This window comes from Propionivibrio dicarboxylicus, assembly GCF_900099695.1.
GTDB classification, from domain to species: domain Bacteria; phylum Pseudomonadota; class Gammaproteobacteria; order Burkholderiales; family Rhodocyclaceae; genus Propionivibrio; species Propionivibrio dicarboxylicus.
Window position 1 is genome coordinate 149,261 of sequence record NZ_FNCY01000009.1, and the last position, 21,492, is coordinate 170,752.

The 21,492-nt window shown below is 57.2% G+C and carries 27 protein-coding genes; 22 read left to right on the top strand and 5 right to left on the bottom strand.

The genetic code is table 11. The features are described from left to right. Positions 1-9 precede the first annotated feature (9 nt). The 8 genes from BLR25_RS12180 (at position 10) to BLR25_RS12220 (ending at position 8,862) form a co-directional block, all read left to right on the top strand. Positions 10-1,680 (top strand): GspE/PulE family protein, encoded by a 1,671-nt coding sequence (locus tag BLR25_RS12180; protein ID WP_091937966.1) that lies wholly within the window; start codon positions 10-12, stop codon positions 1,678-1,680. Then, positions 1,652-2,890 carry a type II secretion system F family protein gene (locus BLR25_RS21015; RefSeq protein ID WP_176785866.1) on the top strand — a complete coding sequence of 413 codons (1,239 nt, stop codon included), beginning with the start codon at positions 1,652-1,654 and terminating at the stop codon, positions 2,888-2,890. The genes BLR25_RS12180 and BLR25_RS21015 overlap by 29 nt, the downstream gene beginning before the upstream one ends. A 12-nt stretch (positions 2,891-2,902) precedes the next feature. Beyond that, positions 2,903-4,411, top strand: a complete 1,509-nt coding sequence (locus BLR25_RS12195) for a hypothetical protein (RefSeq protein ID WP_143009841.1) — start codon at positions 2,903-2,905, stop codon at positions 4,409-4,411. Continuing rightward, on the top strand, positions 4,408-5,019 hold the full coding sequence (locus tag BLR25_RS12200) for a hypothetical protein (protein ID WP_091937972.1): 612 nt from the start codon (positions 4,408-4,410) through the stop codon (positions 5,017-5,019). Before BLR25_RS12195 ends, BLR25_RS12200 begins: the two co-directional genes overlap by 4 nt. Further along, complete coding sequence (locus tag BLR25_RS12205) at positions 5,016-5,474, top strand: hypothetical protein (RefSeq protein WP_091937974.1); 459 nt, start codon at positions 5,016-5,018, stop codon at positions 5,472-5,474. Before BLR25_RS12200 ends, BLR25_RS12205 begins: the two co-directional genes overlap by 4 nt. Next, the gene (locus BLR25_RS12210) at positions 5,471-6,652 is read left to right on the top strand and encodes a hypothetical protein (RefSeq protein WP_091937976.1); all 1,182 of its coding nucleotides are present in this window, start codon (positions 5,471-5,473) and stop codon (positions 6,650-6,652) included. Before BLR25_RS12205 ends, BLR25_RS12210 begins: the two co-directional genes overlap by 4 nt. A 120-nt stretch (positions 6,653-6,772) precedes the next feature. Continuing rightward, positions 6,773-7,582, top strand: coding sequence for a type II secretion system protein (locus BLR25_RS12215; protein ID WP_091937978.1), 810 nt, complete (start codon positions 6,773-6,775; stop codon positions 7,580-7,582). Next, positions 7,579-8,862, top strand: a complete 1,284-nt coding sequence (locus tag BLR25_RS12220; RefSeq protein WP_091937980.1) for an adenylate/guanylate cyclase domain-containing protein — start codon at positions 7,579-7,581, stop codon at positions 8,860-8,862. The genes BLR25_RS12215 and BLR25_RS12220 overlap by 4 nt, the downstream gene beginning before the upstream one ends. Positions 8,863-8,922: 60 nt before the next feature. Here the strand turns inward: BLR25_RS12220 and BLR25_RS12225 are convergent, their stop codons facing one another. Continuing rightward, the gene (locus BLR25_RS12225) at positions 8,923-9,165 is read right to left on the bottom strand and encodes a YecH family metal-binding protein (RefSeq protein ID WP_091937982.1); all 243 of its coding nucleotides are present in this window, start codon (positions 9,163-9,165) and stop codon (positions 8,923-8,925) included. Between the two features lie 124 nt (positions 9,166-9,289). Between BLR25_RS12225 and tsaD the strand changes: the two genes are divergently transcribed. Next, a complete protein-coding gene (gene tsaD / locus BLR25_RS12230; protein ID WP_091937984.1) occupies positions 9,290-10,324 on the top strand; it encodes a tRNA (adenosine(37)-N6)-threonylcarbamoyltransferase complex transferase subunit TsaD in 1,035 nt (344 codons plus the stop codon). Here the strand turns inward: tsaD and plsY are convergent. Then, on the bottom strand, positions 10,313-10,957 hold the full coding sequence (gene plsY, locus BLR25_RS12235) for a glycerol-3-phosphate 1-O-acyltransferase PlsY (protein WP_091937986.1): 645 nt from the start codon (positions 10,955-10,957) through the stop codon (positions 10,313-10,315). The genes tsaD and plsY overlap by 12 nt on opposite strands. A gap of 98 nt (positions 10,958-11,055) precedes the next feature. Here plsY and BLR25_RS12240 point away from each other — a divergent pair, with 98 nt between their 5' ends. Continuing rightward, positions 11,056-11,412: a dihydroneopterin aldolase gene (locus BLR25_RS12240; protein WP_091937988.1), complete on the top strand. Its 357-nt coding sequence runs from the start codon at positions 11,056-11,058 to the stop codon at positions 11,410-11,412. Positions 11,413-11,427: 15 nt separating this feature from the next. On the opposite strand, the gene BLR25_RS12245 is transcribed toward BLR25_RS12240, so the two are convergent. After that, the gene (locus BLR25_RS12245; protein WP_143009842.1) at positions 11,428-11,742 is read right to left on the bottom strand and encodes a hypothetical protein; all 315 of its coding nucleotides are present in this window, start codon (positions 11,740-11,742) and stop codon (positions 11,428-11,430) included. Positions 11,743-11,825: 83 nt separating this feature from the next. Next, positions 11,826-12,311 (bottom strand): Cys-tRNA(Pro) deacylase, encoded by a 486-nt coding sequence (gene ybaK, locus BLR25_RS12250; RefSeq protein WP_091937993.1) that lies wholly within the window; start codon positions 12,309-12,311, stop codon positions 11,826-11,828. A gap of 154 nt (positions 12,312-12,465) precedes the next feature. Here ybaK and aroD point away from each other — a divergent pair, with 154 nt between their 5' ends. From aroD to BLR25_RS12265, 3 genes are all read left to right on the top strand, one after another. Continuing rightward, entirely contained in the window at positions 12,466-13,248 is a 783-nt protein-coding gene (gene aroD, locus BLR25_RS12255; protein WP_091937995.1) for a type I 3-dehydroquinate dehydratase, read from the top strand. A gap of 90 nt (positions 13,249-13,338) precedes the next feature. Continuing rightward, entirely contained in the window at positions 13,339-13,554 is a 216-nt protein-coding gene (locus BLR25_RS12260) for a hypothetical protein (RefSeq protein ID WP_091937997.1), read from the top strand. A gap of 58 nt (positions 13,555-13,612) precedes the next feature. Beyond that, positions 13,613-14,047 carry a phosphoribosyltransferase gene (locus BLR25_RS12265; protein WP_143009843.1) on the top strand — a complete coding sequence of 145 codons (435 nt, stop codon included), beginning with the start codon at positions 13,613-13,615 and terminating at the stop codon, positions 14,045-14,047. A 74-nt stretch (positions 14,048-14,121) separates the two neighbouring features. Here BLR25_RS12265 and BLR25_RS12270 read toward each other — a convergent pair whose 3' ends face one another. Then, a complete protein-coding gene (locus BLR25_RS12270; protein WP_245715544.1) occupies positions 14,122-15,354 on the bottom strand; it encodes an MFS transporter in 1,233 nt (410 codons plus the stop codon). A gap of 162 nt (positions 15,355-15,516) precedes the next feature. Between BLR25_RS12270 and BLR25_RS12275 the strand changes: the two genes are divergently transcribed. The 9 genes from BLR25_RS12275 (at position 15,517) to BLR25_RS12315 (ending at position 21,466) form a co-directional block, all read left to right on the top strand. Beyond that, positions 15,517-16,113, top strand: a complete 597-nt coding sequence (locus BLR25_RS12275) for an IMPACT family protein (protein WP_091938001.1) — start codon at positions 15,517-15,519, stop codon at positions 16,111-16,113. Between the two features lie 174 nt (positions 16,114-16,287). Further along, the gene (locus tag BLR25_RS12280) at positions 16,288-16,743 is read left to right on the top strand and encodes a DUF3592 domain-containing protein (RefSeq protein ID WP_091938003.1); all 456 of its coding nucleotides are present in this window, start codon (positions 16,288-16,290) and stop codon (positions 16,741-16,743) included. A 352-nt stretch (positions 16,744-17,095) separates the two neighbouring features. Further along, the gene (locus tag BLR25_RS12285) at positions 17,096-18,571 is read left to right on the top strand and encodes a tyrosine-type recombinase/integrase (RefSeq protein WP_091938005.1); all 1,476 of its coding nucleotides are present in this window, start codon (positions 17,096-17,098) and stop codon (positions 18,569-18,571) included. A 41-nt stretch (positions 18,572-18,612) separates the two neighbouring features. Beyond that, a complete protein-coding gene (locus BLR25_RS12290) occupies positions 18,613-18,891 on the top strand; it encodes a type II toxin-antitoxin system RelE/ParE family toxin (protein ID WP_091938007.1) in 279 nt (92 codons plus the stop codon). A gap of 11 nt (positions 18,892-18,902) precedes the next feature. After that, a complete protein-coding gene (locus tag BLR25_RS12295) occupies positions 18,903-19,217 on the top strand; it encodes a HigA family addiction module antitoxin (protein ID WP_091938009.1) in 315 nt (104 codons plus the stop codon). 120 nt (positions 19,218-19,337) lie between these two features. Further along, the gene (locus tag BLR25_RS12300; protein ID WP_091938011.1) at positions 19,338-20,015 is read left to right on the top strand and encodes a hypothetical protein; all 678 of its coding nucleotides are present in this window, start codon (positions 19,338-19,340) and stop codon (positions 20,013-20,015) included. A gap of 106 nt (positions 20,016-20,121) precedes the next feature. Next, the gene (locus BLR25_RS12305; RefSeq protein ID WP_245715545.1) at positions 20,122-20,397 is read left to right on the top strand and encodes a hypothetical protein; all 276 of its coding nucleotides are present in this window, start codon (positions 20,122-20,124) and stop codon (positions 20,395-20,397) included. Continuing rightward, positions 20,397-20,780: a hypothetical protein gene (locus tag BLR25_RS12310; RefSeq protein WP_091938013.1), complete on the top strand. Its 384-nt coding sequence runs from the start codon at positions 20,397-20,399 to the stop codon at positions 20,778-20,780. The genes BLR25_RS12305 and BLR25_RS12310 overlap by 1 nt, the downstream gene beginning before the upstream one ends. Then, positions 20,780-21,466, top strand: coding sequence for a helix-turn-helix domain-containing protein (locus BLR25_RS12315; RefSeq protein ID WP_091938015.1), 687 nt, complete (start codon positions 20,780-20,782; stop codon positions 21,464-21,466). The genes BLR25_RS12310 and BLR25_RS12315 overlap by 1 nt, the downstream gene beginning before the upstream one ends. Positions 21,467-21,492 lie beyond the last annotated feature (26 nt).

The following is a 21,492-nucleotide window of genomic DNA, read 5'->3' on the forward strand; positions in this document are numbered from 1 at the left end:
ACGGCGCCTCTGCTCGGTCGCAGCCTCATCGACAAGGGCCTGCTGAATGAAGACCAACTCAGGATCGCCCTCCTCGAACAGAAAACGTCGAACCGGCCGCTCGGTCAATTGCTCGTAGCGCTCGACTTCATCTCCGAAAACGCACTGCGCGACACCCTCTCGGAGAGTCAAGGCAAAGCGAGCATCGAGCTGACATGCGCCACCATCGATGCCGCGACCTTGCAACTCGTGCCACACGAACTGGCACGACGCCACCACCTGCTCCCGCTTCATTACGATCCATCGCAGCAACGACTGACGATCGCCGTCCGCGATGGCGACGACCTCGTCGCACTCGATGCCATTACTGCACTGCACGGTGGCCATCTGGACATCGAGACGCTGCTGGCGGGAGAAACCGACATCGATCGCGCGATCGACCGCGCTTACGGCCACGAACTGGCAATCGACGGCATCCTCCACGAACTTGAGACGGGAGAAACCGATGCACGAGTGCGACACGCGGCACCAGAGCAATCGAAGCAACCAATCATTCGACTCATCGACGCCATATTGACCGATGCCGTCAGACAGGATGCCTCCGACATCCATTTTGAACCGGAACCGGGGTTTCTCCGCATCCGTTACCGCATCGACGGCTTGCTCAAGCAAATCCGGTCTGTTCACAAGACACACTGGCCGGCAATGAACGTCCGGCTGAAGGTGCTGGCCGGAATGAACATCGCCGAAACTCGGGCACCGCAGGATGGACACATCCCCTTCTCCATGCAGGGTCGACAGATCGATCTGCGCGCTTCGGTCCAGCCCACGCTCCACGGCGAAAACATTGTCTTGCGCATACTCGATCGCCGGCGCGGACTCCCATCACTGGACGAACTCGGCCTGACCCAACACCATCGCCGCGACATCGAGCGGATGATGGCCCGCCCGGAAGGCATCATTCTCGTGACCGGCCCCACCGGTAGCGGAAAGACGACGACGCTCTATTCGATGCTGAGGCAAGTCAATGACGAAACCATCAACATCATGACGCTCGAGGACCCGGTCGAACTGCCGATGCCGATCGTGCGCCAGACCAGCGTTGCCGAAGCTGTCCGCCTCGATTTTGCCAACGGCATCCGTTCGATCATGCGCCAGGACCCGGACATCATTCTCGTCGGTGAAATTCGCGATAGCGAAACAGCCGAGATGGCTTTTCGCGCCGCCATGACCGGTCATCAAGTCTATGCAACCCTGCACGCCAATTCGGCACTCGGCGCAATACCGCGCCTGCTCGACATCGGCATCCCGCCCGACATCCTCGCCGAAAATATCATTGGCATCATCGCCCAGCGTCTTGTTCGCCGGCTGTGTGACGACTGCAAAACGCCGTATCCGGCAAGCGCTGCGGAAGCCCGGCTGTTTGAACAGGAACAAACGCTTTTTCGCCCGACGGGATGCAAACGCTGCCAATTCCGAGGATATCGCGGGCGCTTTGCGCTCATGGAAATCCTGCGCATGACCGATGTGCTGGCCGAACACGTGGCGCGTCGCGCCACCGTCGGCAAGATCCGCCGCCTGGCGGAAACGCACGAATTTTCCACGCTCGCCGAAGAGGGCTTAAGACGCGTCCGCGATGGCACAACCTCGCTGGTCGAACTCGGTCGGGTGCTTGACCTCACTCAGCTTCGATCCGCCTGATCACATGCAGCTCTTTCGCTACCGGGCCATTGACGCCAACGGCCACAAATGCAACGGAACGATCGAAGCTGACCACGCCGACCGACTGCCTGCGCTGCTCCAGGCCATGGCACTTGAACTGATCGATGCCCACCCTCTCCCTAACCTGATCAAACACCTTGTCCACCGAAAACATTCGCGACGCCAAAGCATCCATTTCTGTTTTCACCTCAAGCTCCTGATCGGTTCCGGCATTCCCCTCATCGACGCATTGGCTGACCTGCGCGACACTGCCGAAACAGCCGACATGCGCAGAATCGCAACGAGTTTGATCGCCGCCATCGAAAGTGGCCACAGTTTGTCGCAGGCATTGGCCTGGCACCCGAATGCTTTCGACGAGGTCTTCATCAGCCTGATCCGCGCAGGAGAAAGCGCAGGACAACTACCCGAAGTCCTCGCCAACCTCGTCGACACCTTGAAATGGGAAGACGAACTGGCAACCCAGACCCGCCGACTGATGCTTTATCCGCTGGTCGCCGGATCTGTCGTGCTTGCTGCGGCCACCTTCGTCACACTACATCTCGTCCCACAAATCAAAGTATTCGTTCACGACATGGGCCACGCCTTGCCAATGAGCACCCGCCTGCTCATCGGGATTGCCGACCTGACAGAAAATTATGGTGCCGTCCTTCTGCCGGGCTTGGGTCTCACCATACTGATGCTGCCTTTTCTGCGCGACACCAATCCCGGCATCCGCCAGCTTATCGACCGACGATCGCTGGTGCTACCGCTCATCGGTCCGCTCATACACAAGCTCATCCTGTCGCGCTTCACCAAATTGTTCGCACAACTCTATGCTGCCGGAATTCCGGTACTTGAAGCGATTCAAATAATCCAGCCGGCCATCAACAACTTTGCGCTCCGCGACGAACTGAGGCGCGTCGAACTGTCAATCAGCGAGGGCGTCTCGATCGCCACGGCCTTCCGTTCCAGCGCCCTGTTTCCGCCATTCGTCATTCGGATGCTGAGCGCGGGAGAGCGATCCGGAACCCTCGAGACGGCTCTCGAAAACATCAGTCATTTCTACACGCGCGACGTCAGGGAGCGTGCCGCACAACTACAGCAGCTCATCGAACCAGCCATGACGCTGGTTCTCGGGGGCCTGCTGGGCTGGATCATGTTGGCCGTGCTCGGGCCATTTTATGACGTCATCACTACGATCGCACCATGAGGGCACATCGTCATGAAAAATGGACTTCTGATCTACGTCACCACCGATGAACTGAAGAGTTTCCGATGGCGCGCCGGACATCTTGAGCACGATGGAAAATTCGCCAACGACGAAGCCGGCCACCGGCAATTTGCACATCATTTGGCTAGCGCCAAGAATGAAACACTCATCACATTGGTCAATATTGCAGAAGAAAATTTTGTCAACGAGACCATTCCGAATCTCCGGGGTGACGACCGCGCAAGCATCATCCGACGCAGACTTGAACAGCGATTCCCTGATGCGCAATTCACCGCGTCTCTCAGCCTCGGACTCGACCGCTCGGCCGGAAATAGCGAGCACCTGCTTCTGGCTGCTTTCACCCGACATGAAAACATCGCGCCATGGCTCCGGCTGATCGCCTCGGCGAGTATCTCGCTCAGCGCGATATATTCCCCATCGTTTCTCGCGCCAGCTCTAATGCGAATCATCCGTCCCGATGAGCGCAACTGTCTACTGCTGACGCAGCAAGACGCGAGCATCCGGCAGAGCCATATAAAAGACGGCAAGCTACAGTTCAGTCGCCTGACATCGCTATCGGGCCTGACCGAAGAGCGCATTGCCGAACGCTTCATCGAAGCGGCGACACGACTGCGCCTGTTCCTGATCAGCCAACGCCTGCTTGATCACGGTACGCCGTTAACAACCTGCATGATCGCACCGCCGTCGATCGCCGCAATCCTCCGTTCATACAGTCAGGAAGACGGCGCCCGAGATTTCATCGTCATCGACATCGCCGAGACTTTCCAGCGCGCAGGAATAAAGTCAGCGCCGACGGACAGCGGATGTGAAACGCTTTTTCTTGCACTAGCCGCCCTGTCTCCGCCGAAAGTTCACTACGCCGACGTATTCATGCGCAGGGAGACCCGGCTGAGAAGCATCCGCCGATATCTGTTCGGCGCCGGCGAAGTCGCCATGGCAGCCAGCCTTTTGGTATCGATAGGCCTGCACCTACAAATCCGCCACATCGAGACATCTGTCGACCAGGACCGACAGGACATAGCCCTGATCAGGGCGCGTCTCGAAACTTTGCAACGCGCACTCCCCGTGGTTCCCGTCGACAACGCACAGATCCAATCACTCATCGTCAGTCATCATCATCTGCTCCGGCAAACCGCCGGGCCGGCCGAAATATTCCAAACGATCAGCCATGCGCTCGTCGACAAGCCAGGCATCGTCATCGAGAGCATCGACTGGGCCTTGGAAAACAATAAAAGCCCCGTCGGCAAGGAGACCCGTATCGGTCACGAGACCGCCGTCATCCGCGGCCATGCGCAGCCTGACGACGACAAGCACCCACGAACGGGAGCGACACAACTCCGGCAGTTCGTGGCCGCACTCAAGGAAGCGCCACAACTCAACGCCAAGATGACCCGCCAACCGGTCGGCGAGACCCCTAGTCTTTACATGCCGCCTGCGGACGCCGCTCAGATCAAGACGGCCTCTTTCATCATCGAACTCTCCCGGAATCGGAAACCATGAATGCCTCGCCTGAACGACACACCTCGATTACCTCCGGACTTATCTTCTGCATCGCCACGAGCGCATGCGGATTGGCTATCGTTGCGCAATCGCTGCTAGCCTTCCATGCTTCGCTTGACGAAGCAGCGACAACGACAACCGAGCGAAACTCCATTGTCATCGAGCTTCGGCGCTTGAGCGAAGGTGAAGGACGCATCCGCGAGACGGCAAGAGCGTTCAATACGATTCTTCGCGGTCCATCCGGTGAAGGAACGAGCGCGCCAGATTGGACAGCACTAGTCGACGAGATACAGCGAAAGCATCAACTGGCCGACGTGCGCTACGAACCAGATCAACCACAAATTCTCGCGGTGGCGCCATCTGAATCCTTGGCACTTGTCTCCATGCCGATTCACCTTCGACTGAAATTGCTGCACGAGGAAGACCTGACCCGCTTTCTGGACGAACTCCGCGCACAGTCGCCTTCGTTCGTCCACATCAAGAAATGTCACATCGGCCGCTCGCAAACAGTCGCATCACCCGATCTTGATACAGGCCATCTCGACGCAGACTGCCGAATCGAGGCGGTTGCCTTGCAAGACAACCGCCAGGGAGCCTCTAAACCATGAATCCCGGCCTCCCCGTACCCATCGGAACATGCACCATCGCCCTCATCCTTTGGTTCTTTCCTTTGTCGTCAGCTGCACAAACAGGGACAACGCTCGGCCGCCTGTTCTTCACACCCGAAGCTCGACAAGCCCTCGACAGACAACGCCGCACCAGCGAACAATCCGCACCTGATGACACAGCACCCGGCGAACTTCGCATTGATGGCATCGTCATTGGCACCAACGCGCGGACGACGGTTTGGATCAACGGACGCCCCTTGGTCGAGGATCCGAAGACGCGCGGTCTCAGCATTCGCGTCGATAAGGCAGACCCGAGCAGAATCACCCTCTTGTTCAAGATGTTTCCACCGCTTCGGACGCAAATCGGCGCACATCTCAGCCCGGAAACGATCCGTGCGATTCCACCCCTCGAGGCTTGGGCGCAAAACACGGTGCCTGACAAACCACAACAATGACACACCACCCGATTGCGAACGACCGACGCCAAGAGGGTAACGTAATCGCCATCCTGCTCGTGCTGATGACGGTGCTCATGCTTGGCGCCCTGACTGATCAGTTGGTGACGATCGCACGCCCCCGTCACCAGACAACCGAGGAAGTACTCGCTCAGGCGCGCGAGGCACTCCTCGGTTTCGCCGCGACCTACCGTGACACGCACGCAGAGCAATCGTTCGGCTACCTGCCATGCCCGAACCTCGACAACGATGGCATTTCCAGTCTGAGCTGCGGATTGGCTCAGGTGTCGGCGCTCGGCCGCCTGCCGTGGAAATCCCTGGACCTTCCAAATTATCGAGACAGCACCGGAGAGTGCCTTTGGTACGCGATCGGCGGCCGCGCGAAAGGCAGCCACAAGACAAGTCAACTTAACTGGGACACCCAAGGGCAGTTTCTCGTTCAAGACATCGCCGGAAAGCTGCAACACGAAACTTCTCCCCATGCCCTCCCACTTGCCATTGTTATCGCCCCGGGGCGACCGTTACCTGGTCAGGAATCGCGCCACACACAACGTAGTGACCAATGCGCCGACATCGGCGCACCGGACGAACACCTCGAAAACGTTGACAACCGCTGGTCTTCCACGACACATACCGGCAACATCGTTATCACGATCGGCGATGACACAAAAGCCAACGACAGGGTTGTCTGGCTCAACGCTTCAGACATCTTCGAGCGGATCAAGCGGCGCAAAGATTTTGGAGCCGATATCGAAACCATGATGGATGATCTCGCCACCTACCTTAGCAAACTTGCCCCCAACCAGTTACCCATGCCAACGAAAACGCAAAAGGGTGTCGCCCTGTTGATCGAAAACTATCTCGCCACCAATCCAGTTATCGCCAAAAAAAACGTCATTCATCACTGGCGCGATAACTTGCTCTATGCCGCAAACGGCGATTCAAAGGCTTTTGTACTGGAACTCGACGGGCGTGTGCAGACATGTCGTGCCGTGCTGTTCTTCGCCGGAGAGCGAACCCCACTGCAACGTCGCAGCACCGCCGAAGAACGCGAGGATTGGCGCATGTACCTCGAAGGCGTCAACGCCAAAACATTTCCAAACCCCGGAAAATACACCGGCACCCGCAGTTTTCGCCCCAACAACAGCAGCACCGACATCGCCCGCTGTATTGGGTGATGAGACTCACGGCCAGCGCGTGCTCGCTCGAAAACGCCCTCCGATGCTGTCCAATACTTCACATTACAAAAACGCACCTTCGTCTATAGTTCAGCCATCTCACCTTCACGTCCGACCGCCATGCGCTGTTCGTTCGCCTGCACCTCCGGCTTTACGCTCGTCGAACTTTCAATCGTTCTGGTGATCATTTCGCTGCTGCTTGGCAGTCTGACGCTCTCTTTCTCGACCTTGCGAGACGCCGCGAAATTCCGGGAAACGCAGCGGCAACTTCTGCAAATCCGGGAGACATTGCTGGGCTTCGCCGCCGCCAATGGCCGTCTTCCATGCCCTGCTAGTCCGGAGTCGAATGGTCTGGAAAGTCTTTGCACTAATGACACGGGCGTTTGTGGCGCAACGCTCACCGCACCGTCGAGGCTCCCCGAACACGGCCGTTGCTCCCATCCCTTCTCAGGTTTTCTGCCAGGCGCAACACTCGGCCACACCGAGTTGGACGACCATGGCTACGCGGTCGATAGTTGGGGCGGCATAGCCAATCGGTTTCGTTACGCAATCGCCAGCAACAGCGTTAACCAAGTCAAAAACGCGTTAACCGCTTCGGAAGGGATGAAAGCAGCCACCATGGCTGCCATTGCCAACGCAGACCGTTTACTCTCGGTGTGTAGCAGCGCTGCCAACAGTAGCAGCGACGCCTGCCACTCGGCAAACCAACTCACCAATGCCGCCGTTGCCGTGATCTTCTCTGCCGGCCGTAACGCGCCGACCGGTGGAATCAGCGCCGACGAAGCTGAAAACATCGACGACGACACAGTATTCGTCAGTCATTCGCCGACCTCGACCGCGTCCGCTGACGGCGAGTTTGATGATCTTGTGACCTGGCTCTCTCCAGGTCTCTTGTTCAACCGAATGATCGCCGCCGGACGCTTGCCATGAACGGACTTGACTGGATCATCCAGCACTTCCACAACGCCGGCGTGGATGCATCGGACAGCGATGAACTGCGTCTAAAAAAGACACTGCTTGTCTCCGCGACGGTAATGATCGGCCTGGCCGCCACACTCTGGCTTCTGATCTATCAATATCTCGGACCGCATGTTTCGGTAGCGACTTTTGTGATTTTCCAGGCCTTTCTCTGGGGAAATCTCGTTATCTATCTAAAGGGGCGGAATTTCAATCGATTCCGCCTGATGCAGTTGCTGCTTATCCTGATCATGCCTTTCGTTGCGCAGTGGCGCATGGGATCGCTGACCGCATCGAGCGGCATCAGCCTCTGGGCACTTCTCGCCCCGATCGGCGCCATTTTGTTCATTGGCGCGCGCGAGTCACGCGCATGGTTCGTCGCCTATCTTGCACTGATCCTGCTCTCTGGCACCCACGACGTCCTTCTCGCCGACATCGCGCCGACACCGCGCTACGACATTCCTCTCCACACGACCGCTTTTTTCTTCGCGCTCAACTTTACTGCGGTATCGATGATCGTCTATCTGCTGCTCAGGCAATCCGCTCTGGAAAAACAAAAAGCCCAGGCGCGGATCGAGGCGACCAACACCCGCTTGCGTATCGAACAGGATCGATCGGAGCACCTGCTGCTCAACATACTCCCGGCGCCGATCGCCGCCCGCTTGAAAAGCAGCAACCAGACAATTGCGGACGGAATCCCCGATGTCTCGGTCATGTTTGTGGATATCGTAAATTTCACCAGGGTTGCCGAAGGCATGCGTCCACAGCAGGTATTCGCGATGCTCAACCGGATTTTCTCGGCATTCGACGAATTAGCCGAGAAGCATGGCCTCGAAAAGATCAAGACGATAGGCGACGCCTACATGGTCGCCGGCGGACTCAACCATCATCCAGCAGACTATTCCGTTGCGATCGTCGAGCTTGCCTTTGACATGCAAGCGCTGCTGCAATCGGACATTCAGGCCAGCGGCATTCAGTTGGATATTCGGATCGGCATCGCCACGGGGTCCGTGGTCGCAGGCGTCGTCGGCAAGAAGAAATTTACCTACGACCTATGGGGCGACACCGTCAATACCGCCAGCCGGATCACCGGTGAATGCACTCCCGGCGCTATCCTGGTTGACGCGGCCACACACCGGCGACTCGACCAATATTTCGATTTCGAGGTCCCGCGACCGCTTCAACTCAAAGGCAAAGGCACACTTGAGGTCTATCGCATACTGGGTCCGAAGGCCCTTAGCGCAATCGCCTGACTCCCGAGACAGCACGATCCCGTCTTGCCGGAAGACGGGTCGCGACAGGTCATCGCCGGTTCAGTGGCGACAAATTTTTGCAGCCTCAGTGTTGAATCCGTCTTCGGCCGGAACGAATTTCCCCTTCGACTCCAACAAATCGATCAGTTGCGCTGCCGTCAGTCCCTCGGCGCTACAGGTGTGGAATCTCACGTCCGGACCGAAGTGCTGTTCAACCGCCTCACACAGGCTTTGCTTGGTAAAGCTGCCGCCCCGTTCCAGCATGAAATGCATGACCTCGTGACCATGAATGGAAGAACTCACGGAATATCCTTTCTAAAATAACAGGAGAGTTGCAGGGATTTTAGCCAGCTATCGCCGCCAATTCGCTGATCCAAGTCAAATTCGCAGGCACTATCAAGGATCGCTGCAGGTACAATGCCGGACTATGCTGATCCTTGGAATCGAATCATCCTGCGACGAAACCGGTGTCGCACTCTACGATACCGACCACGCCCGCCTGTTGGCGCACGCGCTGCACTCCCAAATACTGATGCACCAGGACTACGGCGGCGTCGTTCCGGAACTGGCGTCGCGCGACCATATCCGGCGCACGATTCCGCTGCTTCACAAGGTGATGTCGGACAGCGGACATTCGCTCGATCAACTGGACGCAATCGCTTACACGCAAGGCCCTGGCCTCGCCGGCGCACTGCTGGTTGGCGCCGCGTTTGCCGAAGGCCTGGCAGCCTCGCTAGAGATTCCGGTCATACCGATCCATCATCTTGAGGGCCATTTGCTGTCGCCCTTGTTGTCACGACGCCCGCCGAGCTTTCCTTTCGTCGCTTTGCTGGTTTCGGGCGGACACAGCCAATTGATGCGGGTTTCGGACGTCGGCCAATACGAGTTGCTCGGCGAGACACTGGACGACGCCGCTGGCGAAGCGTTCGACAAGACGGCGAAACTGCTCGGCCTGCCTTATCCCGGCGGCGCCGCGCTCTCCGAACTGGCGCAACACGGGCAGCCCGACGCCATCAAGTTGCCGCGACCGATGCTGCATTCGGGCGACTTTGATTTCAGTTTCAGCGGGCTGAAAACGGCGGTACTCACCAAGGTTCGCGAAATCGGCACGCCCAGCGAACAACAACGCGCCGATATCGCCCGTGGATTCCAGGACGCGATTATTGAAGTGCTGGTCAAGAAGGCCATGCGCGCGGTCAAGGAAAGCGGGCTCAAACAACTGGTCGTCGCCGGCGGCGTCGGCGCCAACCGCGAACTGCGCCGACAACTCGATGCTCGCGCCGTCCGCGCAAAAATCGATGTCTTCTATCCGGAACTGGAATTCTGCACCGACAACGGCGCCATGATTGCCCTTGCCGGCGCCCTGCGCTTCCAGGCGGGGGTTTCGATCAAACCGGCCGGGGCCTTTGCCGTCAGACCGCGCTGGCCCCTTTCCGAACTGACGTCAGCCTCAAACGCCTGACCCGGCCTTCTGCGCCTCTTTTTTCTTGCTCCCGATCTTCGGCTCCGTCCCGGCCATGAGTCGCTGGAGGTTCGGCCAGTGCTTGCCAATCAGCACGATGGCGATACCCGCCACGGCTACCAGCTGGCTGTCGCGCCCCCACATCAGGAATGCATAGAGCGGCGCCGCACAGGCCGCGACCAGCGCGGCAAGCGAGGAATAACGGAAGGCGAAGGCGACGAACAACCAGGTCGCCAAGGTTGCTCCCCCCAGCAGCGGGTCGATTGCCAGCAGCACACCAGCAGCGGTCGCGACCCCTTTTCCCCCTTTAAAGCCCAGGAAAACAGGATAGATGTGGCCAAAAAAGGCAGCCAGGGCAACGCCGACGATGAACCACGAGCCAAGACCCGCCGGCTCACCATAGGTCTGTGCCAGCAGCACCGCAACCGCGCCTTTGGCACTGTCGCCAATCAGCGTGAGGACGGCGGCCGACTTGTTTCCGCTGCGCAACACGTTCGTCGCGCCCGGATTCTTGGAGCCGTAGCTGCGCGGGTCGGCGAGTCCGAAAAGACGACTCGACAGCACCGCAAAAGGAATCGATCCAAGCAGATACGCTGCCAGGATTGCCAGAGGAACAATTTGCAAATGCGACATAGTGGACATAGCGAGTTTACGGGACAGGTGCCTGCCTAGGTTAGAATGCGCGACAAACGGAACGCCCGTAATATTACACTGAGCGACTGCGCGACCGCATGGACATTATCTTTATTGACGATCTTCGCATCTCCACCCTGATCGGCATCTACCCGCGCGAGCGATCGATGGCGCAGAACGTGGAGATCTCGCTGCAGATCGGCACATCGACGGTCGGTGCCGGCGCAACGGACAATATTCACGACACCATCGACTACGCAATGGTCGTCGGACGCCTGCGCAACGACCTCGCCTCCCAGCATTTCAACTTGCTGGAGAAGCTCGCCGAACATATCGCCAATGTCCTGCTCAAGGAATTCGGCGCGCGCTGGATCCGCGTGTCTGTCGCAAAACTCGGCATGCTGCCCGGCGTACGGCGCGCCGGGGTCATCATTGAGCGGGGCGAGCGCGACTGACCCGCAACGGCGCAATCAAAACGCCTGGCAGGCCGCCATCGAACCGATATATTGCCTTGAGACCTCCACCTCGGCGACATGTCGATCGGGTGACAACACACGGCGCGACTGCCCGGCCAGTTCGTAGTAAACCCAACGCGGCAGTCCGTCAAGGACCTCGACAAAGAAATCACCGAGCCGCCCCTTGGGCGAACGCACGCGCGCATCGGCGCCGAACACCAGCAACACCGCATTCGATTCGTCGCGCAATTCCACGGAATCATGCGCAGTGCTCATGACATGCTTATAAGTGCGCGCTCCAACCTGAAAAATCTTTATGACAGCAGACATGGCAATCTCCCGCATCACCGCGCGAACGACAGCGGCCCATGACTGCAATATCGGAGTGCAATCGAAAAAGTTGAGTACTTTGCTCAGTCCAAGGCCACATGCACGACCTTGGCCGGGAGAACCCGCAGCAGATCGTGCGGATGAACACCAACAAGAAAGCCGCGTCGCCCGCCGTTGATATAAATCAGGGGCAGATCGAGAATGCTTTTTTCGATAAAAACCGGCATCGCCTTCTTTGTGCCAAACGGACTCGTCCCACCAACCAGATACCCGGAGTGCCGGTTCGCCACCTCGGGGAGACAAGGTTCGACCTTCTTGCATCCAATCTGGCGCGCCAATTCCTTGGTCGACACCTTCCTGTCACCGTGCATCAAAACAATCAGCGGCTTACGCGACTCATCCTCCATGACCAGTGTCTTTACGACGGCATGCTCATCGACATTGAGTTCGCGCGCTGAAACGCGCGTCCCGCCGTGCTCCTCATAGGCATAGAGATGCGTTGAAAATGCCATGTGATGCTGACGAAGGAATCGGGTCGCGTGCGTCTCGGGAGCGTTTTCGGATTTCATGACACTTCAAGCAAATTGAATAACAGAACCTGAGGATAGCAGAGACGACTAGATCCTGTGTGGCCCAAGCAGTCCACGACACATGCCCGACGGATGACAAAGCGACACACCCGGCTTACCATGAGGTTTTTTAAATCACGACGAGAATACACGCATGAAAGAGACCAAGCTCATCCAGATTCAAGGCCAGCCGCTCGGAAACGGTGCGCTTCCCATCATCATCACGCCGCTCGTCGGAAAGACCACCGCCGCCATTCTGGACGAGGTTGCTGCCATCATCCCCAAGCAGCCCGACCTGCTGGAGTGGCGCATCGATTTCTTCGAGGCGATCGGCGACAGCAAAGCCGTCGTCGAAACGGCGCTGGCGATCCGCCAGGCCGCCAAAGGAATTCCCGTACTGCTGACGCGACGCAACGCCACGGAAGGCGGCCAGCCGCTCAGCATCGCCGAACCCGCCGTCATCGCCATGTATGTCGCCGCCTGCGAAGCCAAATGCGTCGAACTCATCGACTATGAGTTGTCGAACGCACCCGAAGACCTCGCGCTCTTGCGCAAGGTCTCCAAGGCCAACGGCATCGCCATGATCATGTCCTATCACAACTTCCAGATGACACCGGACGCAGCGACCCTCGACGAGAAATTCGCCGCTGCCGCCAAGCTCGGCGCCGACGTCGGCAAGGTAGCCGTCATGCCCCAGAACGAGCGCGATGTGCTTGACCTGCTGGCGGCAACCAGCCGCGCCCGCGACGCCTTCGACATGCCGTTGATCAGCATGTCGATGGGCGGCATCGGATCGATATCGCGCATCATGGGCTGGGTCTACGGTTCAGCCGCCACCTTCGCGGTCGGCAAGAGCAGCTCCGCCCCGGGACAAATCGCCATCGAAGACCTGCGCGCGGCGCTCGCGGTCGTTCGCCAGGGCGTCCTCGGCAAGTAAATTCCGGCAAGCTCCCGTGCGCCGGAAAATTTTTCCGCCGCACGGGGCTGTCACCGGACAGGACACTGAACGACAACAGGACTGCCTCTCATGTTTGCCTGGCTGCGAAAACGTTGGCTGGCACGCCGGACACCGACCGACATCGCGGCAGCGACGCGGCTTATTCACGCGATCGACAGGGGCGGCATTCCGCTCAACCCGGCCAAGGTCAACGCCATCGCCCGCGACTTGGGCCTGGAAGTTTCCCGGCGCGACCCCGTCGATAAAACCATTCAGCGCATACGCCAGTATCTTCTGCGCATGTAACACGACAAGCTTGCCCGAACGCGGCGGCAATCGCCCCTCGCGCCATTGGAAGACGCCGATGAATTTCCCGCAATTATTGAAACTGACCGATACGCTGGCGCTGAAAATCAAGGCATCCGGCTTCCAGGCCGACGCCATCGTCGCCCTGACGCGCGGCGGATGGATTCCTGCCCGCCTGCTCTCCGATGGCCTGGGGATTCGCGAACTTCTGAGCATCGGACTGCGTTACAGTGACGCCCGCCGAACCGACTTGGTCGCCTATTCGCTACCGGACCCAATGCCGACCGCAAGAAAGCTGCTGCTCGTCGAGGACTGCCTGGAAAGTGGGCGCAGCCTGCAGGAAGCGAAGCGTCTGCTCGAAGCCGCCGGCAACGAAGTGCGAACAGCCAGTCTGTACATCACCCGACAGACCATGACGGCGCCGGACTATCACGTAATCGCCGTCGCCACCCCGCCGACATTCCCCTGGGAACGGCCCGCGCCCAAGCCATAGACACTGCCGATGCGCTGATAACAAGAACATTGCTGCCGAAGATAAGCGACGACGCATTGCCAGCCGGAATGCGATCAGGAACTCCGCACCATCCGGTCGCGCTTCGACAAAGCCGGGAACAACCAGATCCACCCCACGGCAACGAGCAAAGTGCCCACGCCACCCAGGACGACCGAGCCGACCGGCCCGAATAATGCCGCCGTCGCCCCCGACTCGAACTCTCCGAGTTGATTCGAGGCCCCGATAAAAATCGTATTGACCGCGGCGACGCGCCCGCGCATCTCGTCCGGCGTTTCAAGCTGCATCAAGGTCAGCCGGATGACCACGCCAACGTTATCGGCCGCGCCGGAAATCGCCAGCGCCGCCAGGGAAACGACGAAATTCGTCGACAGCCCGAAAACGACCATGCAGACACCAAACACGGCGACGCAGGAGAGCATTCGAAGACCGACCTTTCGCTGCAATGGCCAGCGAGTCAAAGCAAGCGACATGAGCAAGGCGCCGACGGCGGGCGCAGCGCGCAACAAACCAAGACCGACGGGACCTACCTGAAGGATGTCCCGCGCATATATCGGCAGCAAGGCGGTTGCGCCGCCCAGCAATACGGCAAAGAGATCGAGCGACATCGCCCCCAACAAGGCCTTGTGCGCCCACACGAAGGAAACCCCGGCAAAAATGCTCCGCAGGGTATTGGCCACGTGCGTCGGAACATGCGTATAGCGTACGAACAGGGTCAGGACGAAGGCGAGCAACAACAACACGGCACCGCTTGCATAGACGACTTCAGGCCCAAAGGTATAGAGCACGCCGCCCAGCGCCGGACCACAAATGACTGCGGCCTGGACGCTGCTGGTACTCAGCGCAATGGCTCGGACCAGCAAGAACTGGGGCACCAACAAGGGCGTGATGGCCTGCTGTGCTGGTAACTGGAACGCTCGTGCGACACCGAAAATGACGGAGACGCCAAGAATGAGTTCCCGCGTCGCGAATTGGCCGGAAATCGCGAACCAAAGAAGCATCGCCGCAAGGGATTGCGCCACCATGCAGGCGGCAAAGATGGAACCGCGGTGCAAACGGTCGACGACGTGACCAGCTGGCAAGGTCATCGCCAGTTGGGGGGCAAACTGAAACAAGCCGACCAGCCCCAGATCCCAAGCACTCCCGGTAACGTCATACATTTGCCAGGCCAGCGCGACCATGAGCATCTGATTGGCGACCGTACCAAACAAGCGTGCCAGCCAGAACCGCACAAAAGGACGCTGTTCGAGCAGCTTTGCAAAAGAAGAGGCGAGTTGGTTAGTATCCAATGACAAAAGTCGTAGACTGGGTCGCGCCGCACTTTATCATTTTATTTTCCGATTGCCACGAGGCGTCTGATCGAGCATTCGTCGACACGACAAACGAACGTGCCCCCCCCGAACGCGGTCCCCTCGTTCGGCCCGCCGGAACGCCCCTCGCCACCTCCTTTCATGCCCAAAACACTCTCTGCAGCAGTCCATAGCGAGCTGATCATCCGCAAAAGTCGCTTTATCGGTTGCGTTCAGCCGATGGCGAACCGCCCGGACGCACAGAAAGTCGTGGCCGAACTGCGCGCGCGCCACCCTAATGCCAACCACGTATGCTGGGCGCTACTGGCCGGCGGGCAATCGGCGGCCGTCGATGACGGCGAACCGAGTGGAACCGCCGGACGCCCGATGCTCGAAGTCTTACGACATCAGGAACTCGAGCAGGTGCTGGCAACGGTGATCCGCTACTTCGGCGGCGTCAAGCTCGGCGCCAGCGGGCTTCTGCGCGCCTACACGGACTGCATCGCCCATGCGCTCCTTGGCGCCGAAAAAATCGACATCGTCAAGACGAGCATTCTGCAATGCGCCGTTCCGTATGCGCTGGAAGGACTCGTGCGCCGCGAAGTCGAACGCATTCGCGCGTCCTGGCTGAGCATCCGGCACGGAGAATACGTCGAACTCGAATTCGCGCTTCCCGACGCCGACGCCAAAATGCTGATCGCCACATTGAACGAAGCGGCGGGCGGCAAGATTCGCTGGACGACACTGCAGAACGACTGACGACGCCCGTCGTGTTCGGCGGATGCGTTCTCCGTTGCCAAAACCGCTTGCCAAAGCGGACTTCGATGGCGATATTGATATTGGAACACAGCGCACAGCGCCGTCGAAAAGCGCCGACACAAGCAGCCCAAGAGACAAGGCAAATCCGCCGGACGCATTTGCAGGGGACATACCATGCGAAAAAACGGTACTTCGGGAGTGCTCATTGCTTTGGTATTCGCCCTGCTCTCGCTCGGGTTCGCCATTTACGCAACGGTCGATCGACTGGCATTTGTCCGGAATTCGACACTGACCACCGGCCAGGTTATCCGCACAGAGCAACGCACTTCCGGCAAAACGGATCGAAACCTGATATACGTCACAAAACACTATGAAGTCTCTGTGATCGCCTACCGCGACGCCGCGGGAAAGCCGCACCGCATCGAAGAATCGCCGTTCCTTTCCGAAGCACCGCTTCCCGTCGGCGCTAAAACAAGCGTGCGCTATGACAAGAACCATCCGGACGATGCAATCGTCGACAGCGCCGTCAATCTGTATGGCTACATCATCATGCTGTACGCAATGGCTGGCGTATTCTTTCTCGTTTTTCTCTACGCACTGAAGAGTTCGCGCAGCAAGGCTGGGCAATGAATTCCCCGGAAAAAGGTGCGGCGCTTATATCGAATTGCGATGAGCACCGACAAACAGGATCCGGCCAAGTTTGTCACACCTTCGGGACGGCAGAAAATAAAAAAGGCTTGTGCCTAAGCACAAGCCTTTGATAATCCGTGGTAGGGCGTGAGGGGATCGAACCTTCGACAAACGGATTAAGAGTCCGCAAATTACGTCATTCATTGGCGTTGATCGAAAGTTACGCAACCCAATACTGCACTGTATTTTAATAACTAATGGAGTGTAGCCACAAATCCGAAGGTTGACATGCGTTGATCCATATTCTAGAATTTTGGCTACATGGTGGCTACATGGAGCCAAGGAGCGAAATATGGAACGAGTTCGCCTGACCAACGAACGCATCAATTCATTCAAGTGCCCGCCCGGAAAATCACAAGCCTTCCTGTGGGATACAGAAACGCCATGCCTTGCCGTTCGATCCACGAGCAGCGGCGCAAAATCCTTCATTTTCGAGAGCAAATTGCGCCGCCAGACTATCCGAATCACGATTGGCGACGTTCGCCACTGGACTCTAAATTCAGTCTGGAGCGGCAAGGGAGAAAACAAGGTCGAAGTTCAACGCGGAGCGCGCGAAGAAGCCACCAATCTAAAAATGCTGGTGAACCAAGGGATTGACCCTCGCCAAGCAAAGGCGGATCAGATTGCAATAGCTGAAGCAAGAGCAACACAAGAAGCCGCTCGCCAAAACGCCGAAGCAGAAGCACAACGCCGTACTGAAATAACAGTCGCTGATGCATGGTCAAAATACATCATCTACCAAAAGGCACGCATGGATCGCGGCGGCGAAAAATGCTGGGGGGAACGCCACCTGCTTGACCATGAAAAGCTAGCGCAATCTGGGGGCATAAAAAAGCAAATAGGAAAAGGCATAACCGAGCCCGGGCCACTGTCCTCTTTGATGCCGATGAAACTCTCAGGGCTCACCTCCGATGCGTTAGCACATTGGTTGCAGGATGAAACTGCAAAACGACCGGCCCGTGCCGCCCTTGCATTCCGTCTCTTTCGCGCATTCCTTCGTTGGTGCGCCACGGATATCCGTTATTCCTCGCTTGTTTCACTCGATGCCATCAACGCAAAGACTGTGCGTGACGAGGTACCCCGCACTAAACCCAAGAACGAAGACTGTTTGCAACGTGAACAATTGGCCGCATGGTTCTTGGAAGTCCGCAAACTCAGCAGCCAGACGATTTCGGCCTACCTGCAAGCACTCGTTCTAACCGGCGCCCGTCGTGAAGAACTGGCAGGCTTGAAATGGTCGGATGTTGATCTCCAATGGAAGAGCCTGACGATCCGCGACAAGGTTGAGGGGGAACGCATCATTCCCTTGACCCCTTACGTTGAATCGTTACTTCTAGACTTAAAGCGACGGAATGAGACACCGCCTCCTGAATATCGTATTTCAATGGGAAAGCGGATAAAAAACGACCTTGAGCACTGGAAACCCGCTGAGTGGGTGTTTGTCGGCGCATCGAAAACCGGACGCATGGTCGAACCAAGCCCCGCGCACAAACGTGTGTTGCAAGCGGCCGGTCTCCCATCCTTGACTCTCCACGGCCTGCGCCGTTCCTTCGGCACACTGGCCGAATGGACTGAAACACCAGTCGGTGTTGTAGCCCAAATTCAGGGACACAAGCCTTCGGCACTCGCGGAGAAACACTATCGACGCAGGCCGCTCGATTTGTTGCGTTCTTGGCACACCAAAATCGAAGAGTGGATTCTCGAACAAGCCGGAATCGAACCGCTTAAAAATGACGCGACGAGAACCTTGAAGACGGTTACTGGGTAGAGTCACTTGATAACCGTAACGCTACACTATACACTCCAGACATGATTAAGAGTTTTCAGCACAAAGGGCTGCAAGGCTTTTTCGAGACAGGCAGCAAAGCGGGGATTCAACCGCACCATGCACCGAAATTGTCACGACAACTGGCCAAATTGGATGCCGCCAAGACGCCAGACGACATGAACGTGCCGGGCTGGAGACTGCACGGCCTGATTGGCGACATGGATGGATATTACTCAGTCACGGTAAATGGCAACTGGCGCATTACCTTCACGTTTGAAGACGGCGACGCCGTATTAGTCGATTATCAGGACTATCACTGAGAGGAATCGAAATGAGCAGGATGTTCAACCCTCCCCACCCCGGCGAGACTCTGAGAGAAGACGTGTTACCGGCCCTGGGCCTGAACGTAACCGCAGCCGCCGAACAACTAGGCGTTACTCGCCCTGCGCTTTCGCGGGTACTGAACGGGCGGGCCGCAATTTCTCCTGAAATGGCCTTGCGGATTGAAGGATGGCTTGGGATAGAGAATGGCGGGCGGGCCGACACATGGCTTTCACAACAAGCCGCCTACGACCTCTGGAAAGCAAGGAAAGCCGGAACTCCGATGGTCAAACGGGCGACGATTCCAAGCACTACCGCACCCTAACGGCATCAGGCAACTCGGGAAGCATCCGGTGCTTGCACCATCGAGTGCGCCCTTAGGCTACCCCCAAGACCGGGCACATTCCCCGACTGACGCGACACCAACCACTATTGACCCGCCCCTATGGATAGTGAATTCAAGACTGTTGTGAAGCAACTCATGCCGCAAAACGCCCCTTACGTTTCAAAAAGCCGCAGTAAGAGAGGGATCGCATCGCACAAGAAACTGGCGCGCCAAAAAAACCTTCTGCTTGAACTCGAAGCTGAAATTGAAAAGTGGCTCACGTTGATTTCCACAGCGGTGACTCTCGAAGCGATCAAAACCTTCAGCCAGATTCCCAATTCGGGTGAAATGGCTTGCGGAGTATCACTGGGGAAACACGTATTAACAAATACAGCCACCGAACACGCAGCAGAAACTCTTGGGAAGTTCGCAAGCTACCAAGCATTAGAGAAACTTTTCCGCCATACCCGCATTCCCTCATTGCTTACAGCAAAATCCCGGAAACACAAGAACAGAACGACAGCGCAAAGCCCGAGACCAGCGGCAAAGGCTCTCTATAGGAAAAAAATTGAGGAATTGCTCTCAAAAAACATCGACTTGGACTGCAAAACCGTGCTGGCGCTCCTTGAACGCCACGACTGGATCATTGAGACAGATACAGGCAATTGGAAGGTGGCAACATCAGAAATGGATGGTCGCCCCAACAATTCGGTGCCTTACAAAGATATAAGAAACTCGACCATGGAAGAGGCTGTTTCTACTATCAAGAATAAACTTAGAAAGAAGCCAAACCACTAGTTTTAAGTAGCGCGCTAGCAAAAAACCCGAGTTAAACAATCCGCATCGTCATGTGGTTCTCGCGAATTCATCGCGATGACACTGACCTCAACCAGAGGAAACGACGATGCAAGAACTCGAAATCCAAGTCACACCGAACACTCGTCCGGTCGGCAAACTCCTAGCCGAAGTGGCCTCGACTCGCCAGGCCGAAATCATCCGTAAGAAACTCGCGACCGAAGAACTGGCCGCAGCCCTCCGCGTGGCCCCCCAGACGATCCGCGCCGGACTTTGCCGTAAGGGCCACTATTGTGGGCTCAGGCCGCTGAAGTTGCCGACCGGAAAACTTCTTTGGGACGCTTCGGAAGTCGAACGGCTTTTGTCTGCTGAGGGGAGCGTGTGATGGTCGACATCACCATTGACTTCCCGAACGCGGAATCGGCAAACGAAGAGTTTGCCGAAAAGCGCGATTTTGTTCCGTCCTACCCTGCACACGACACCCAGGCCGCCCTTCTTCTTGCCGCCGTTCTTCTTAGCAACAAGGTCAATCTGGTTTGGGACTGGATTCGGCGCGGAATTTATCGCCTGTCCGACACGAAATTCCGCCTGAAAGAAATGATTTGGCCGATGGAAACGGATCAGCTGGATGTCTCAAACAAATTCGGAGAGTCGTGCCACATCGCCTTGTACGGCCTTCCGGATTGCGCGATCGATGTAGCAGGTAAAAAAGGGCAGGAGTTCGCCGAACATGAAATTCAACTCATGAGCGAGCGGAGGGCTGCCTAATGTCCATTCAGGTCTTTGCCTTCATGCCTGTCGAAGTGTTCGCTGATTCCCGGCTCACCCTGACTCAACTGCGCGTTCTTGGCGTGATTTACAGCTTCCGCTCCAAGGACACAAACATCGCATTCCCGAAGCGCGAGGCAATCGCAAGACGTTGCGGACTCTCTGTAACCAAAATCAGCACAGCTACAACGGCTCTTGTAAAACTCGGATGGCTCAAAAAAACCGGCAAGGGCGGTTTTAGTCGCCCCGTCGAATATCAGGTTTGCTTCCCTGAAACGATTCCGATTTCGGGAACCGTTACCGATTTGGGAACGGTTACTGAAGTAGGCACTACAACGGTTACCGAATCGGGTACACGCACTAATGGTGAACAAACCAGTGAACAGAATAATAACTATAGAAGCCAGTCACAAACGTCGCGCGCTCACACCTTTCCAGACCAACTTCTGCCCACTGAAAAAAACATAAATCTCGCGTCTGAATTGGGGCTTGATCCGAATCTCGAATTTCTCAAATTTCGCGACCATCACCAGTCAAAGGGGTCGAAGTTCAAAGACTGGAATGCTGCATTCAATAGTTGGCTCCGCAAAGCCGCTGAGTATGCCTCTGACCGAAAGAAAAAAAATCACAGGAAATCTACACCACAAAATTTTTCCACCATTGATTACGAAGAGGGGAGCATATGACAAACGGAAACAATCAAGAGATTTTT

What these genes read in the sequence shown, in the direction of transcription:
- BLR25_RS12195 (WP_143009841.1), top strand. Translation starts at nt 2,903, where the DNA reads ATGAAAAATGGACTTCTGATCTACGTCACCACCGATGAACTGAAGAGT.
- BLR25_RS12200 (WP_091937972.1), top strand. Translation starts at nt 4,408, where the DNA reads ATGAATGCCTCGCCTGAACGACACACCTCGATTACCTCCGGACTTATC.
- BLR25_RS12205 (WP_091937974.1), top strand. Translation starts at nt 5,016, where the DNA reads ATGAATCCCGGCCTCCCCGTACCCATCGGAACATGCACCATCGCCCTC.
- BLR25_RS12210 (WP_091937976.1), top strand. Translation starts at nt 5,471, where the DNA reads ATGACACACCACCCGATTGCGAACGACCGACGCCAAGAGGGTAACGTA.
- BLR25_RS12215 (WP_091937978.1), top strand. Translation starts at nt 6,773, where the DNA reads ATGCGCTGTTCGTTCGCCTGCACCTCCGGCTTTACGCTCGTCGAACTT.
- BLR25_RS12220 (WP_091937980.1), top strand. Translation starts at nt 7,579, where the DNA reads ATGAACGGACTTGACTGGATCATCCAGCACTTCCACAACGCCGGCGTG.
- tsaD (WP_091937984.1), top strand. Translation starts at nt 9,290, where the DNA reads ATGCTGATCCTTGGAATCGAATCATCCTGCGACGAAACCGGTGTCGCA.
- plsY (WP_091937986.1), bottom strand. Translation starts at nt 10,957, where the DNA reads ATGTCGCATTTGCAAATTGTTCCTCTGGCAATCCTGGCAGCGTATCTG.
- BLR25_RS12240 (WP_091937988.1), top strand. Translation starts at nt 11,056, where the DNA reads ATGGACATTATCTTTATTGACGATCTTCGCATCTCCACCCTGATCGGC.
- BLR25_RS12245 (WP_143009842.1), bottom strand. Translation starts at nt 11,742, where the DNA reads ATGTCTGCTGTCATAAAGATTTTTCAGGTTGGAGCGCGCACTTATAAG.
- ybaK (WP_091937993.1), bottom strand. Translation starts at nt 12,311, where the DNA reads ATGAAATCCGAAAACGCTCCCGAGACGCACGCGACCCGATTCCTTCGT.
- aroD (WP_091937995.1), top strand. Translation starts at nt 12,466, where the DNA reads ATGAAAGAGACCAAGCTCATCCAGATTCAAGGCCAGCCGCTCGGAAAC.
- BLR25_RS12260 (WP_091937997.1), top strand. Translation starts at nt 13,339, where the DNA reads ATGTTTGCCTGGCTGCGAAAACGTTGGCTGGCACGCCGGACACCGACC.
- BLR25_RS12265 (WP_143009843.1), top strand. Translation starts at nt 13,613, where the DNA reads ATGAATTTCCCGCAATTATTGAAACTGACCGATACGCTGGCGCTGAAA.
- BLR25_RS12275 (WP_091938001.1), top strand. Translation starts at nt 15,517, where the DNA reads ATGCCCAAAACACTCTCTGCAGCAGTCCATAGCGAGCTGATCATCCGC.
- BLR25_RS12280 (WP_091938003.1), top strand. Translation starts at nt 16,288, where the DNA reads ATGCGAAAAAACGGTACTTCGGGAGTGCTCATTGCTTTGGTATTCGCC.
- BLR25_RS12285 (WP_091938005.1), top strand. Translation starts at nt 17,096, where the DNA reads ATGGAACGAGTTCGCCTGACCAACGAACGCATCAATTCATTCAAGTGC.
- BLR25_RS12290 (WP_091938007.1), top strand. Translation starts at nt 18,613, where the DNA reads ATGATTAAGAGTTTTCAGCACAAAGGGCTGCAAGGCTTTTTCGAGACA.
- BLR25_RS12295 (WP_091938009.1), top strand. Translation starts at nt 18,903, where the DNA reads ATGAGCAGGATGTTCAACCCTCCCCACCCCGGCGAGACTCTGAGAGAA.
- BLR25_RS12300 (WP_091938011.1), top strand. Translation starts at nt 19,338, where the DNA reads ATGGATAGTGAATTCAAGACTGTTGTGAAGCAACTCATGCCGCAAAAC.
- BLR25_RS12305 (WP_245715545.1), top strand. Translation starts at nt 20,122, where the DNA reads ATGCAAGAACTCGAAATCCAAGTCACACCGAACACTCGTCCGGTCGGC.
- BLR25_RS12310 (WP_091938013.1), top strand. Translation starts at nt 20,397, where the DNA reads ATGGTCGACATCACCATTGACTTCCCGAACGCGGAATCGGCAAACGAA.
- BLR25_RS12315 (WP_091938015.1), top strand. Translation starts at nt 20,780, where the DNA reads ATGTCCATTCAGGTCTTTGCCTTCATGCCTGTCGAAGTGTTCGCTGAT.